The sequence below is a fragment of the Acinetobacter sp. YH01009 genome (assembly GCF_013420765.1).
Lineage (GTDB): Bacteria > Pseudomonadota > Gammaproteobacteria > Pseudomonadales > Moraxellaceae > Acinetobacter > Acinetobacter amyesii.
This window is the reverse complement of the sequence record NZ_VOYE01000001.1, coordinates 461,183-473,867: the sequence shown is the minus strand read 5'-3', so window position 1 is coordinate 473,867 and position 12,685 is coordinate 461,183. Positions and strand designations below refer to the sequence as shown.

At 43.1% G+C, this 12,685-nt stretch carries 18 protein-coding genes; all 18 read right to left on the bottom strand.

Annotated features, from left to right (window positions below):
- Window position 1 precedes the first annotated feature (1 nt).
- Genes FTT76_RS02445 through FTT76_RS02360 form a run of 18 tightly spaced genes read right to left on the bottom strand, consistent with a single transcriptional unit; the run spans window position 2 to window position 12,685 of the window.
- Window positions 2–322, bottom strand: coding sequence for a hypothetical protein (locus FTT76_RS02445; RefSeq protein ID WP_180189995.1), 321 nt, complete (start codon window positions 320–322; stop codon window positions 2–4).
- Between the two features lie 6 nt (window positions 323–328).
- Window positions 329–1,090 (bottom strand): hypothetical protein, encoded by a 762-nt coding sequence (locus tag FTT76_RS02440; protein WP_180189994.1) that lies wholly within the window; start codon window positions 1,088–1,090, stop codon window positions 329–331.
- A 60-nt stretch (window positions 1,091–1,150) separates the two neighbouring features.
- On the bottom strand, window positions 1,151–1,591 hold the full coding sequence (locus FTT76_RS02435) for a hypothetical protein (protein WP_180189993.1): 441 nt from the start codon (window positions 1,589–1,591) through the stop codon (window positions 1,151–1,153).
- Window positions 1,584–2,066 (bottom strand): hypothetical protein, encoded by a 483-nt coding sequence (locus tag FTT76_RS02430; protein ID WP_180189992.1) that lies wholly within the window; start codon window positions 2,064–2,066, stop codon window positions 1,584–1,586. The genes FTT76_RS02435 and FTT76_RS02430 overlap by 8 nt, the downstream gene beginning before the upstream one ends.
- Before the next feature lie 7 nt (window positions 2,067–2,073).
- Complete coding sequence (locus FTT76_RS02425; protein ID WP_180189991.1) at window positions 2,074–2,268, bottom strand: hypothetical protein; 195 nt, start codon at window positions 2,266–2,268, stop codon at window positions 2,074–2,076.
- 9 nt (window positions 2,269–2,277) lie between these two features.
- Window positions 2,278–2,661 carry a DUF4054 domain-containing protein gene (locus tag FTT76_RS02420; protein WP_180189990.1) on the bottom strand — a complete coding sequence of 128 codons (384 nt, stop codon included), beginning with the start codon at window positions 2,659–2,661 and terminating at the stop codon, window positions 2,278–2,280.
- A gap of 8 nt (window positions 2,662–2,669) precedes the next feature.
- On the bottom strand, window positions 2,670–3,056 hold the full coding sequence (locus FTT76_RS02415) for a hypothetical protein (protein ID WP_180189989.1): 387 nt from the start codon (window positions 3,054–3,056) through the stop codon (window positions 2,670–2,672).
- A 13-nt stretch (window positions 3,057–3,069) separates the two neighbouring features.
- Window positions 3,070–4,065: a DUF2184 domain-containing protein gene (locus tag FTT76_RS02410; RefSeq protein ID WP_180189988.1), complete on the bottom strand. Its 996-nt coding sequence runs from the start codon at window positions 4,063–4,065 to the stop codon at window positions 3,070–3,072.
- Between the two features lie 6 nt (window positions 4,066–4,071).
- Window positions 4,072–4,542, bottom strand: a complete 471-nt coding sequence (locus tag FTT76_RS02405) for a hypothetical protein (RefSeq protein ID WP_180189987.1) — start codon at window positions 4,540–4,542, stop codon at window positions 4,072–4,074.
- Between the two features lie 14 nt (window positions 4,543–4,556).
- Window positions 4,557–5,744, bottom strand: coding sequence for a DUF2213 domain-containing protein (locus FTT76_RS02400; RefSeq protein WP_180189986.1), 1,188 nt, complete (start codon window positions 5,742–5,744; stop codon window positions 4,557–4,559).
- 54 nt (window positions 5,745–5,798) lie between these two features.
- The gene (locus FTT76_RS02395; protein ID WP_180189985.1) at window positions 5,799–7,160 is read right to left on the bottom strand and encodes a hypothetical protein; all 1,362 of its coding nucleotides are present in this window, start codon (window positions 7,158–7,160) and stop codon (window positions 5,799–5,801) included.
- Between the two features lie 46 nt (window positions 7,161–7,206).
- Window positions 7,207–8,016, bottom strand: coding sequence for a phage minor head protein (locus tag FTT76_RS02390; protein ID WP_180189984.1), 810 nt, complete (start codon window positions 8,014–8,016; stop codon window positions 7,207–7,209).
- Window positions 7,991–9,349, bottom strand: coding sequence for a DUF1073 domain-containing protein (locus tag FTT76_RS02385; protein ID WP_257235009.1), 1,359 nt, complete (start codon window positions 9,347–9,349; stop codon window positions 7,991–7,993). The genes FTT76_RS02390 and FTT76_RS02385 overlap by 26 nt, the downstream gene beginning before the upstream one ends.
- Window positions 9,350–9,357: 8 nt before the next feature.
- Window positions 9,358–10,884 (bottom strand): phage terminase large subunit, encoded by a 1,527-nt coding sequence (terL, locus tag FTT76_RS02380; RefSeq protein WP_180189983.1) that lies wholly within the window; start codon window positions 10,882–10,884, stop codon window positions 9,358–9,360.
- Complete coding sequence (locus tag FTT76_RS02375; RefSeq protein WP_180189982.1) at window positions 10,862–11,335, bottom strand: DUF2280 domain-containing protein; 474 nt, start codon at window positions 11,333–11,335, stop codon at window positions 10,862–10,864. Before FTT76_RS02375 ends, terL begins: the two co-directional genes overlap by 23 nt.
- A 45-nt stretch (window positions 11,336–11,380) precedes the next feature.
- A complete protein-coding gene (locus FTT76_RS02370) occupies window positions 11,381–12,022 on the bottom strand; it encodes a putative metallopeptidase (RefSeq protein ID WP_180189981.1) in 642 nt (213 codons plus the stop codon).
- Window positions 11,991–12,419, bottom strand: coding sequence for a hypothetical protein (locus FTT76_RS02365; protein ID WP_180189980.1), 429 nt, complete (start codon window positions 12,417–12,419; stop codon window positions 11,991–11,993). Before FTT76_RS02365 ends, FTT76_RS02370 begins: the two co-directional genes overlap by 32 nt.
- Before the next feature lie 53 nt (window positions 12,420–12,472).
- Window positions 12,473–12,685, bottom strand: a complete 213-nt coding sequence (locus tag FTT76_RS02360) for a hypothetical protein (protein WP_180109382.1) — start codon at window positions 12,683–12,685, stop codon at window positions 12,473–12,475.

Here is a 12,685-nt window from a genome sequence, read left to right as displayed (position 1 = left end):
TCTATTCCCCCGAATCACCTTCTTGAGGTTCATCACCTGTATAAACCAGACCTGATGCACCCATGACCGTTTCAAATACGGCGTTCACGTGACCAACGTCAAGTAGTTCATCAGCAACAAATTCACGTGTAATGTCAGGATAGTTACGTTTTAAAGAGCCATGCGCAACATCCACCACTAAAGCAAAGTCACTTGGATCAAAGGTTTTAAGCTTTGGCATCAGCTTTTCAGCAGTACCTAATGACAACGGCGCAAAAATCCAAATCTGGCCATTAATTTTAAGCGGATTACCACGTGGGTTTTCGACCTGGTTAAATTGCATCTGGTATTACTCCGAAGTAGTCCATCTGAAGACACGGCCTAAATCATCGGCCATTGGCTGGAATTCAAACTCAGGTAGATCGTAATCATCCTGTTTTGAACTGAACGCAAGCTTATTACTTACACAGCGGAAGAATTCAATACCAAAGAATTTACCCTTGTAGTCACGCATCAGATCAACACTGAATTCAGGCGTATAACCCATATCCAAGTTGCTTACGACACCTGACTTGGCACCTGCCACCGTCGCTGTGTATTTAAAGCTGATAAATACCGTTTTACCCACATCAGCTGCTGCAAAGGTATAAACACCTGTCGCTTCATCCACACTGTATTGACCTGCAATCGGTGCACTCGCAACACGCTTTAATGGAATAGCTTTGGCATCTGTCACACCTAAGTCTTTCACGAATGTACCGCTATTCGGAACGACTGGCGTTACTGAGGCTGCAACGACTTCACCATTGATGGTTTGTGCAACTGCAGTAATACCACCTTCAGTGACCACGCCACCAAAGAAAATGGAATTCAACAATGCACCATTGATGCGACCCATTGTCGCTTTACACTTAATCGAACCTTTACCGCGTGCAGCATCTACAGCAAATTGACCACGACCATAGAGTTCTTTTAAGTCATAGCTGATATCAACTGACGTTGACTGCACTACGCCCACTTCAACGGGTGTGCCGTTGGTGATTGGATTACCGTGCACATCCTGTAATGGTGTGGCAAAGATTTTACCGGCACCAAATAAATATTGAGCCATATCGACCTCTTAAAAATGAGAAAACCGCCGTATTGGCGGTCATGTTATTTATGAATTGCTTTAGGTTGTGGTGAGTATCCGTATCGGGATGATAGCAATACCTTGATCATCCAGCATACCTTCAACAGCTTCAAAGACTTCAATCGTGCCCTCGATCCAGCAATGCTCGACCAAGCCACCTAAGGTTTGGTATTCACAGATGTCAGGATGATCAGGTGCAAGCTTGGCACGCACTTGATCAATCATCTGATTCAACTGTACCGACGGCGGTATGGATGGATCTAATTCATGAATGTAAACGTACACTTCCGCTTCAAGTTCAACTTTGGCATCCAAGCCTTTCACTGGTACTTCGGTTTGATTACCTTGGGTCACGAATAAGGCAGGACGGTCATCAGGTGCAACGTGATTAAAATGCTTTAAACGTCGACTGGTGGTTTTAATCCCCTCGATGCCTGAAAGACGGTCAAACAATGCCTGGTAAATGGCTTCACTATTCACTGCTCAATCCTCTTTCAATTGCAGCATCAATATTCTTCGGCACAATCTTCGCCACCTCATCCAATGAATCACGCATGAAACGACGCTCCTTCATATCCACCTTACGTGAATGGGCTTTGATCATGATTTGACGCGGTGTGATCGGCTGGCCAAAGACTTTCTTGATCATCCGAAGATGCGCTTTAATAGCCATCGCACCTTTAAGCCCAAATTCATGAGCAAAGGCGTATGGTACCAAAGCACCACCCGCACCGACTGTACCCTCGATCCCATCCTTATCCTCTTCCACCTTGGATGAAACGGATCCTCTTAAACGTCCAGACTGCACATTCAAACGCTGACCTGTCAGCATGTCTTCTTGAATGGTGCGCTGAAGTTTAAGTGTGAGTGCATTTACCGTGCGCCGTATTTCAGCACGTACACGTTCATTGACCTCGTTAAAATCAACATCAGCATCAACACGGTAATCACTCATACATCACCTACTTTGCAGCAGCAGTTTCCTTTTTAGGTTCTGCTTTGGCTTCAGGTACCGCACGTTTAAAACCATGCGGTGCCAAGATGTGTGCAATGTCGTTATCCGACTCGATCACACCTTTTTCAACCTTGTATGTGGTACCTGCAATTTCGAGCGAAGTCGCTTTGAAATTTTCAGGCGCTTGATACTTAAATGACATGCCTTGCTCCTAAACAACAAAAGCACCCACTCCCAAACGATTGGGATTGGTACCATCACTGCCAATTGGAATTGAATTCTTTAATGCCAAGTAACGCTGGCCATAAATGCTTTGGTTATAAAATGCATCGGTACCAGAACGTGAAAAGCTCACACTCTGACCTGCAATGGTCATGCTCGACGCATCTGAAAAGCTGTTACCTGACTTTGATTTGAGTGCAACCTTGAGAATATGTGCTGCATATAGACCCACAGCACGTTCTTTCAGATCACCAAATTCAAGTGACTTCACAACGAGATCCGCTTCCTCCAACGCATCTGCAATTTCTGCATCAGGTAGGTTCATCAGCGCCGTGTCGTACTTAAACTTCAACTTAAAAGCTTGTGGGTCCATAGCTCACCTTATTCAGTGGCTTGAGCAAGTTTTTCTTGCAACTGCTCAATGGTTTCATCTTCAGCAAAGGTGATTTCAAGATCGGTCAGCGCTTTACGCACGTCATCAATCGTGAGCTCTGCAGGCTTGGATTCATCCTTGCCTTTACCATCATCAGTTTTACCTGATTGAACGCCTTTACCACGACCGGAAGCAGATTTTGAGTCACCCACTTCTGCAACTTCTTCAACAGTCAGCTCACCTGCATCAATCAGATGCTTGGCAAACTTATTCTTTTGAAGTGCTTTGTGCTGATCGGCTTCCAGTAATACAGCGATACCTGTTGGCAAAGTTGCCACACCCGCAAAAACAAAAGCGGCATTTGAGCCGCTGTATGTGTATGAATATTTAGCCATGTGGTTTTAATCCTTATGCATGGTCAAGGTAACGAAGCGAATCAACACGCTTCAGCCAAACACCCTGATATTTGTAGTGACCAGGTACAAGCACATCTAAGCCTTTCGGTTGCGCTGTCAAGAACTCAACGCTGTTACCTTTGAACTGGATGCATGATGGATCACGGCGATAGATGATCGAACGGTCTGCGTTTGCAGTACCACGGCCATTACCACGACCAGAACCACGGATGGTCAATGGCTTGCCTTGAGTAGCGAAAATGTTCTTTTCAGTTACCCAATCAAGGAACGTTTTACCACCTGAATCAGCCACAATACGGTTGGCAAGATTTGAATATTGATTCGATGCCAAGATGTATGTATCTGGTTCAATTGATGCATCACCATCAAACTGATTGGTTGCATCGGCAAGCGATTTATTGAAGTCTGAAAGGACCTGTTCGATCGTTGCTGTCGCCCAGTTGTATTGCGCCGTCACAACAGTCACACCAGTTTGATTCAGGAAGCCATTGACCTGAGTGAGCTGACCGCTTGCATTCGCTGTGGTGTAGCCATACCAAGCCACATTCGACATGTGTTTTTCAGCAGCCAAATTCGCAGCCTGAACTTTGTCAGCTTCAAGTGTAAGGTTCATTGCCTGAGCCGTTGCCAATTCTACAATTGAGTATTGGTAACCGATCGTGCCAACTTTTACAGGCAATTGCACAGTGTCATATTCCACTTCTGCAAGCGGGATATCATCACCAGTACCTGCATAGTCTTTGCCGATACCCACGCCTTTTTTACGTGAAAGAATTTCGCCACCACCGTACACCGCTTGCACATCCATCACTGGAATGAATTTGGCATAGTCCAGAACCTGCTGAAGCTGTGGAGTAATTTCGTTTTGTTCTTCAAGCTTAATGAAAAGCTGTGCCAATGCGTCCATATTGAACGCATCACCCACCTGTGCCTGAATGGCGTATGAAATCGGCGTTAAACGCGCTTTCATTTTTACTAATTTGCTCATGTTCTATTAAGCTCCATGAAGATTAAGAAGGGCTAAACCATCGGCACCAGTCACAGTTTCCCATGCTGCACCTGGTAATTCGGTACCATCTATTGAAGATGAGGAAAGAGAACCTAACGGCGCACCTGCTGTACCGTTTGCAGTTTTCACATACACCTTGGCAGTGATATCAGTGATCGGCGCTGTAGGTTTGACCCAAATCGCACCTTCAAACATTACCGGCAACATATCAGCGGCTTTATAAGCTTCTTTACCAGCCGCCGTTTTGCCTGTTTTGCCAACGCCGTGGCGTACAACCACGCCAAAGCGTGTCGGTGTAGCACCTACCACAGCGGTTACAGATTTACCGTCAGTCGTGCGGACAACCACATCACCGTCATTCACATTCACTAAGCCTGACAATGGCAGTGACAGTACGACCTCTTTAGTGGTTAAACGGCCACGCTGACCGACCACCGCATTTAATTGCTGAACCATGATTCAAGTTCCCCTTAAATTGTTTTGTATGCAGCAGACTTATCAAAACCTGTCTTTTCATTCGGGTCTTGTTTGTTGTTTTGCTGTTGTTGCTGTTGATGTAATGCATCACCGACCGCATTGCCTGGTGTGGTCGATTTCACTGCTGACAGTGCACGGAATACTGTGTCGATCTGCTCAGGTTTTGCATCACCGACGGCGACACCGCCAAGTACAGCGGTCACCAATGTGTCACCTGCTTTGGCTGCAATCACATCACGTTTGATTTGCTCACATGAACAGCCTTCAGTTTTGATACCTGGTACCAAGGCAACCGCATCCGCAACCACTGACGCACGTTCAGCGACGACCTGATCAAGCTTTTCAGGTGTGATTTGGTTTTTTTCAAGATCACCGACTTTTTGCTTCAGTTCAGCATTTTCAGTCTGCAAGGTATTAACCACTGCTTGTACAGCTGGCAATTCATCACCGATGGCAAATTGTTTATCACCGACTTTGAGTTTTGCTGCTTTTAAGTTTTCAAGCTGGTCTTGCTGGATTTTTAAGGCATCCGCTAAAGGCTTGTTATCGCCAATGTCAAAGCGAATACCGTTTACAACTACTTCCATTGTTTTTCCCTCTTGTGGGTTTGGGTTTTGGTCACCGACGCGACAATCACCGCCACAGCGACCGTATTTCACCAGCGCCACGTGATTGCCTTTAAAATTGATAAATTTGGCTTGATACGGCGTACCATCAGGTGCCTCGCCTTGTTCAAGGACAAGATCAGCCGCATAGCCCAATGAGATCTCGACGCGCTCATTGTTTTGAATGGCATTGATACTGTTTTGATCTTTAATGATCAGATCACCGACCATGAAATCACCTTCTTGGCGTACGTTTTCACATTCTCCAATGTGGTATTCCTTCCAGTTAGAGGCATTGATTTCATTTTTAGGTGGGTGATAGTCCGTAGCATCTACGCCGTCGAATCCTTTCATCACATCCGGTTTAAAAAGATCCTCAGCTGCCACATAGACATTGATGACCTGATCCGCTGAATAGCCTTCTAAATTCGGAAATTCATAGGCGTAGTACTGACGGACTTGCGGTGCTTTGGCCAAACGGACGTTGACGCATTTCAGATACCCCTCTTGAGTAAATGAGCGTGTACTTTCGCTTGGTGCAAAGTCACCGATTTTGAGTTGGTAAATGAGTTTCATAAATTGAGCCCATAAAAAAACCCACCATCTGGTGGGTCAAAATGATTTTTTAAATTATTTCATAGTCTGAAAACCGTACTCATTGTCTTCCCCCTCGTAACGGCTCAAGCGAATTGCGCATTCTAATAAAATAATCCTCCCGCAATTTATTAAGCGCTTTTTATCAATCAGGAATGATTCAAGCAAATTTTCTATAGTTCCGTGTAGGATTCTTGACCGGCCATCATCATAAAATCTGCTAACAAATTCATGGATGGTCATTGAGTTGATAGCCCCACCAAATAAAATTTCGTTATCTTCCATTTCTAGAATATTACATAATAATTTTTTAATTCCGCTGTTTTTACTACCATGACTTAATGTATCAAAACAACTCGCTAATTTAGCAACTGCAATCAAGTCATTTGACTCACGTACTCCTTCAGCAAACCAAATCAATGCATATATCCATTTAGTTGCCAATTTAGGGTGCCTACACTCTTGTTTTCCTGTAAAACCGTTCACTATATATTCGAAATAAGCTAGATACTCGTCTAGCTCTTTTCTGAATTTTATTTCATCTTCTTTAGTATAAAAAACAGGATGACGTTGCTTCTCTATAGTTGAACCAGGGCCTCCCAAATAGCCATTAAACTCAAGAAGATCATAAGTCATAATCGGTCCTAGTCGTTCGCTATGTATAGTCTGTTGAAAGAAAGCCCTCTCACCACCTATAACTAGTGAAATCATATCTAAGGCCGCTTTCGCCGAAATCTTACTTATTTTTTTTGATAATTCTTGTTCAATACCTTCAACTGTAACTTTTATTACAGAGTTTGCATCAGTTACAACATTATATATTTCTTCTGCCAAACCAGAAATTTCAGAGTTTTTATCACTAATTTTTTTTCTTAAAAGTGATTTCCATTCAGAATTTTCTTTTGGCTTGTTTAAATAAGTTCTTTTGGCATAATCGTTAAAATCAACTTTATCAATCCATTGATCTACTGTGTTTATTACCATACATCCAATTTTAATTTCTTCAATACTTTCTAACTGAAGTGTATTAGCCGCAATATAATTGACATGCTTTCTATCTAAGGCTTTTAAAAGAATCTCTACTTCTTTTTTTATAATTTTTTTAGTTTGATTAATTAATTCAATTTTTCTATCCAATTTATCTTGGGTAAATAACTCAACTAAAGCTTTGCGAACTAATTTACGATATTGTTCATACTCAATTTCTAAATCAGTTCGCAAATTATCATATGTAATTTTTGAAAACTTACTCAATAAATTTTCAATATCTTCTGTAAAAATACATTCTCTACCATTTTCACCTGTTGCAAAACCGGTGAATTTTGAATACTTTTTTTTACCAGAATTGTAGAGGTGGATTGCCTCTATTAAATCAAATGTAATTTCATTCAGGCTCATTAATATTTTTAACTTCAAATGCTTAAAGACAAGAAATAGAATACATTTAATTTAATAAGATATCCTCATAATTCGGCAACGCTGTGCATCGGCATCCAATCTTTTGCCCAGGATGACCACCCTTAGGCGGTGTATCCCATCGAAAGGTTTTGCCATGATGGCTGGCACATAACGGACGCACACGATCATCGTTAGAATCTTGCCAATCGTATGTTTCCACACCCATGGATTCCTGACGCTTCTTATTGATGGCGCCGTTGATCTTGCCCATTTGATCCCGTGCAATGTTTCTTGCACGAAAGTCCGTACTATGACCAAGCTTTTTAATTTCCTGAGCCAGTTCCTCGTTAGTCTGCCCTGTTTGCAAGGCATTCATCACTAAGGCTTCAAGCTTATCAGTGTACTGACTTGGAATAGACTTAATCAGCGAAACGTTTGCAGCAATCTGAGTATCAATTTCATCCTGAATATCAGCGCCACGGAAAAATGGCGTCAAATCCACACCAAGAATCGTTTTGGTATGACTGGCAATTTGCTTATCCACTTCCTTGCTGGTATCCATGACCACCTTGGTGGCCAAAGATACCGACACGTCCATAGTGTATTTGACCATCTTTTCACGTAACGCCGTGAATAGATCCGTCACCCAGCTATCACCAATATTTTGCCCTACCGTAGGTAAAACAAAATCCTTGGTTTGTTCTTGGCAAAATTTAGAGATTTCCAAAAGCTGGCGTGTATAGAACAACTCAACACGGCGATTGACCTTGACTGCCTTAGGCTTAGCCTTGCGACCTTTCTTGCGTTTCTTGATCTGCTGAAGCTGAGGTTTAAGGATCTGTATGATCGTCGTCATTGGCTGTCACCATAGTTTCCAGCAATTTGATGTGATCTTCACTAATCACAGAGTAAACGCCGTCAATATTAAGCTGACGTGCGATCTGCGGTTCAGTGATGATGCCCATGTTAAGATACTTTTCATCACGCTCAGCATTGGCTTTTTCCACTTCCGCACGGACTTTCGCATCCAATTGCCAGAGTGGATTAAACACCACATTAAGTTCAGGAATTTGACGCCCAAAGGTAGACTGACAGATCACAGTGAGGAACTTCATCAAGATTGGCTTAAGGTCCCATTCCTGTTTCGTTGCAATCGAGTCGTAATAATTACGAGTGTCATGCTCACCAGTGGCATTCATTCCTGCAGGTGATTGGCCAAACAGAATCGTATAGGGAATATCTGCCGCGCCAGCCGTCTGTACCGAGAATTCACGCATCATGTCAGGCAAGCCAGCGAAGTTATACGTCTTAGAGCTGTACTCTTCCTCAGCATCCAACACGATCATGCCGTTAATGCTTTTCATAAAGCCCACGGACATAAAACGTTCCATGACGCCTTTCATATCCTCTTTGATCTTGTCGACCAGGTTAGGTGTTTGAATGACATCAATCTTCGATTCATGAATCAGGCTGGCGGATCCACGCTTAACACTGGCATGATCAAGTAGATCCTCATAGACTTCCTGCAAGATACTTTGAGGTTCTTCATTCACCACATCAGCATGCGCAATACGAATTAAGCGAGAATAGTGAATGCGCTTTTTAGCCTCATTCCCCATTTTCATATCGTAGAATTCAGGCTGTTTGAGTAATCCACAACATGCCGACGGCGGTAAATACGAGTTCTTATCAGGTGTGATGTATTTCTTTTTCACGACCGTAAAGAACTCTAATCGACCTTGGCCAAGCTTAGAAATATCTAAAGGCTGATCTAAGGCAGCACCGTCAGCCGTTCCAAGCAGAATGTACACAACGCCGTAGAGACGAGAAAGGATTAGGCCTGATAAAAGCACATGCTCTAAGTGAAACGCCTTACACGCTTCCTCAAGCCGTTTTAGATCATCACCTTGAATGCCTTCATAGAACCAACCTGCACGAAGCATGTCCGAAGCAGGACGATTCACAATACGGCGTGCAAGCCAATTCTGATACACCGCTTCAAGCTGATCATCATCAATGTCTTTACGGACGAACTTACCACCTGTAGCTTTGTCACGCTCGGTACCAATATTCGATACCAAGTTTGTATATGCACCAGCATCGCCAATGGCGTTGATTGCCTGTTTTACTGCATCTGCTACAAGCGTCTTAATTTTACCGCCTGTATCAGACTTTTTATCTTTAGCCATAAATACCTCTAATCAAATACAGTCGGCTTTTTCGCAAGTGAATCATTAATCGCATCGATGGTAGGGTCCCACTGGTCATCATGCTCATGTGACATGCTGGCAGTAAGCCCTTCGATCTCTTCCACATAGTTCAATAGCCACGGCGCACTCACAGGCAACATGACACGACCATCTTCAACGTAGAACACCACGTCCATAGTACGTGTCAGCTTGTCTGTATCACGCTGGATTGCCTTAATCGGTAATGTGGTATCACGCGAAATGTTTTGGATCAGCATCGTGCCTGATGCCTTGTCCTCGATGGCCATGTATCGAAGCTTTCCGATCTTGGTATTGCTTTCCTTGTGCTTATTGATGAAAGCCTTAGCTTCCTTAATCAGCTCAGGTGCTTCCCATTTACCACGGCGCACGTCGATGATGTACAGGCGATTGTCATGACCAAGACCAGCACATAAGAACACTGAATAATCGTTATGCTCTTTAGTCTTTTGCGCCGTATCTGCCCAGATCGCACGCCACTTGAGTGGAGGCAATTCGAGATAGCGACCAAACCATTCAGCCTTAACAAGATCACCTCCGAGCTTTTTAGGCTCCTGCTGATACTGACTACTGAACGTATAACGAGATACCGTAGCGCCGTCTTTGTCCTCACCGCCTTTCTCTAACTGCAGTAATGACTGTAACGACTCTTTCAGCGGCCAATAGCTTTGACGTCCTTTCTCATCACGTTCGACATCACGTGTCACTTTCTTACGAATATGCTCAGGCAATGAGTTGATATAGTCATCATCAATCAGTGCCGGTATCGAGATCTGATGCCATTTCCCTGGCACGTTGCCAGTCATCACAAAGTTAGTCGGATCTTCAACATGTAAACGCTGCATGATCAGAATAATCGGTGTGGATGATTTGGCTTTACGTGAGTTGACCGTGTTCAAAATCTTACGGTTTGCCTTGTTACGTGCCGTCTTACTGAATGCATCTTCAGGCTTGAGCGGATCGTCCAGGATAATCGCACCGGTAAATCCAGCATCTGCCAAAGTACCTGCACGGCGACCTGTGACCTGACCACCCATCGAAGCGGAATAAACATGCCCCGCTTCATAGCCATCTACAGTCGTTTTCCAACTTGCCTTAGCATCGGTACTGGTCGAGATCTTCACAGGCCATAAACCTTGAAAATCGACCGATTTCACGATGTTTCGCGCCGTGGATGACACATCCTCTACAAGTGACTGCGAGAATGACAAATATAAGAATCGTGAACGTTGGTTTCGTGCGATACCACGTGCGATCAGATTGGTCAGTAATTCAGTCTTACCTGAACCTGGTGGAACGTTAATGACTAAGTTTTCAATGCGACCAGCAATGACTTCATCAATTGCCCATGCAATATATTCATGGTGCCAATTGACCGAGAACTTGAAGCCCATACGAGGCAGAAAAAAACGGCGCGTAAAGAATAAATGTTCTTTCTCGCACCGTTCCTGCTCGATCTGCATTTCCAGCAAACTAGTATTTACTTTCGAGTTCATCCATCACCTGCCTTAACAATTCTTTAGAGGCAGTTACATAGGTTGTGCTTTCGGTTTGAATAGCCTCACCACCAGCACCGGTAATTTCTTGTTTTGTTGTGCGTGCATCTGTCTCTTGATAAGCCAATTTCAATAGATTCTGTTTGGATACTTTATTCTTCCCGGCATCCTCATACATTTTCTGAATTTCTTTCAGTCGAAATGCCTGGTTAGCAATCGGGATATCAAAAATATTCTTCCGAAAATCCTCACGTGTCTTTTCAAAAAGATCCTTTAGTTTCTTGCTAAGATTACGGCCTGCATACTTGGTCGGGTCGTAATTTTCACACTGCCGACGATCAATTTCGATGTTAAATCTTTGCATGACAGCATCTGCTACCTGTTGAGGTGTTTCAAAGCAGGCAAGAGACTGAACTATAAAGATTTTTACAGGCTCTTTAAGTGCCGCCATAATTACCCCTTTGTCATGCTACGTCATGCAAGAAAGCCAAAAAAATTAACCAATCACACAGTTCCCACAACACGCTGCAATGTTTGTCTCCGATACAAATGGAGCATTTTTAGCAATATCCAATAGTCGTTGTACTGAGCTATCGATTCCGTGCTGACGTATTTCACCAAAGAAAACTTCAACATCATGGCCAGCCAAATAATGCTTAGGTAATCCAGTCACATCGCTATAAATGATCTCGCCATCTTCATCGCGCTCTACACCGATGTGATAAAGCTCATGTTCAATCAAACGGCAAAATTCACGATCAGAGGTTTGCTCACAAAATGCTGCATCAATCGTGATTAAGTACTGAGGTACAAAGCCAAACCAGTCTCGCATTTGTTGTTCTTGACGCGCTTTCTTCCATCCACCTTGGTTAAACATCACTTTTTCACATTGACCGAGTACCATACGCTTTTTAGCCATAGCCGCAGATGAAGCCCATGCAAATGCCAAGAACTCTTCATTGTCGTGAAGCAGCTCAGCAATATGGTCATGATCTGGATTGTGAAGTTGGCCACCCATAGATAGATAATTGTCTTTCACCCAGGCCAATAATTCTTGTGCTGGTGCAAGACGTATAGCGTCTTCTTCCTCAGCCTGATCCATAAGTTCAGTCGGTGGGAATGGTCTGATCTGTTCCATGTGATGCCTTTAAATGTCTTAGCCAGGCCGTTGCACGCCCCATATTGATATCTGCAAGTTCAAATCTGTGAAATCGATATCCCATTTCTTCTGCATGGTCATAACGATCAATACTCCAAGCTTTTGTTGCAAGTTTGCCCTTACGACCGCCAGACCATGGACCAGTTGCTATTTCAATTAGCATGCGATGTTCAATGAGATGTAAGTCAAAACGCCAGTGTTTAGTACTTTTGAAATGAAAGTATTCTTCATACTTCATTTCCATACGGTCTAATATTTCTTTTAACCTTTCGAATGCTTCTAAGTATTTTTCACTGGCTTTAGGTAGTGGCCTGGAGCGTAGTTTCTTTTTAGGCGGAATCTTTTTAGTTAGGTTTTTATAGGTATCAAGTTCCATATTTCACCCAATAAAAAACCTCCCGGAGGAGGTTAATTTAATTGCATGTAAAATTAAAATAACTTAAATATTTTTCCAGTTTTATCACTGTAGAAATGCATATCAAAGCTAGGCTTAATTATTTCATCTTCTATATTTAGATAACGGACGCAATCACCAAAACTATTTGGCTCATCAGATGATTTTTCGCACATAGCTTCTAGTGTATAGACAGCACCATGTTGATCAACTACGTCCAGCATTACTTTATTTAATGGCGTATTCAT

Excerpts from the sequence above, each read along its gene's own strand:
- FTT76_RS02370 (WP_180189981.1), bottom strand. The coding sequence starts at position 12,022 with ATGGAACAGATCAGACCATTCCCACCGACTGAACTTATGGATCAGGCT.
- FTT76_RS02400 (WP_180189986.1), bottom strand. The coding sequence starts at position 5,744 with ATGAAACTCATTTACCAACTCAAAATCGGTGACTTTGCACCAAGCGAA.
- FTT76_RS02385 (WP_257235009.1), bottom strand. The coding sequence starts at position 9,349 with ATGGCTAAAGATAAAAAGTCTGATACAGGCGGTAAAATTAAGACGCTT.
- FTT76_RS02390 (WP_180189984.1), bottom strand. The coding sequence starts at position 8,016 with ATGACGACGATCATACAGATCCTTAAACCTCAGCTTCAGCAGATCAAG.
- FTT76_RS02430 (WP_180189992.1), bottom strand. The coding sequence starts at position 2,066 with ATGAGTGATTACCGTGTTGATGCTGATGTTGATTTTAACGAGGTCAAT.
- FTT76_RS02410 (WP_180189988.1), bottom strand. The coding sequence starts at position 4,065 with ATGAGCAAATTAGTAAAAATGAAAGCGCGTTTAACGCCGATTTCATAC.
- FTT76_RS02405 (WP_180189987.1), bottom strand. The coding sequence starts at position 4,542 with ATGGTTCAGCAATTAAATGCGGTGGTCGGTCAGCGTGGCCGTTTAACC.
- FTT76_RS02360 (WP_180109382.1), bottom strand. The coding sequence starts at position 12,685 with ATGAATACGCCATTAAATAAAGTAATGCTGGACGTAGTTGATCAACAT.
- FTT76_RS02395 (WP_180189985.1), bottom strand. The coding sequence starts at position 7,160 with ATGAGCCTGAATGAAATTACATTTGATTTAATAGAGGCAATCCACCTC.
- FTT76_RS02440 (WP_180189994.1), bottom strand. The coding sequence starts at position 1,090 with ATGGCTCAATATTTATTTGGTGCCGGTAAAATCTTTGCCACACCATTA.
- terL (WP_180189983.1), bottom strand. The coding sequence starts at position 10,884 with ATGAACTCGAAAGTAAATACTAGTTTGCTGGAAATGCAGATCGAGCAG.
- FTT76_RS02375 (WP_180189982.1), bottom strand. The coding sequence starts at position 11,335 with ATGGCGGCACTTAAAGAGCCTGTAAAAATCTTTATAGTTCAGTCTCTT.
- FTT76_RS02420 (WP_180189990.1), bottom strand. The coding sequence starts at position 2,661 with ATGGACCCACAAGCTTTTAAGTTGAAGTTTAAGTACGACACGGCGCTG.
- FTT76_RS02365 (WP_180189980.1), bottom strand. The coding sequence starts at position 12,419 with ATGGAACTTGATACCTATAAAAACCTAACTAAAAAGATTCCGCCTAAA.
- FTT76_RS02445 (WP_180189995.1), bottom strand. The coding sequence starts at position 322 with ATGCAATTTAACCAGGTCGAAAACCCACGTGGTAATCCGCTTAAAATT.
- FTT76_RS02415 (WP_180189989.1), bottom strand. The coding sequence starts at position 3,056 with ATGGCTAAATATTCATACACATACAGCGGCTCAAATGCCGCTTTTGTT.
- FTT76_RS02425 (WP_180189991.1), bottom strand. The coding sequence starts at position 2,268 with ATGTCATTTAAGTATCAAGCGCCTGAAAATTTCAAAGCGACTTCGCTC.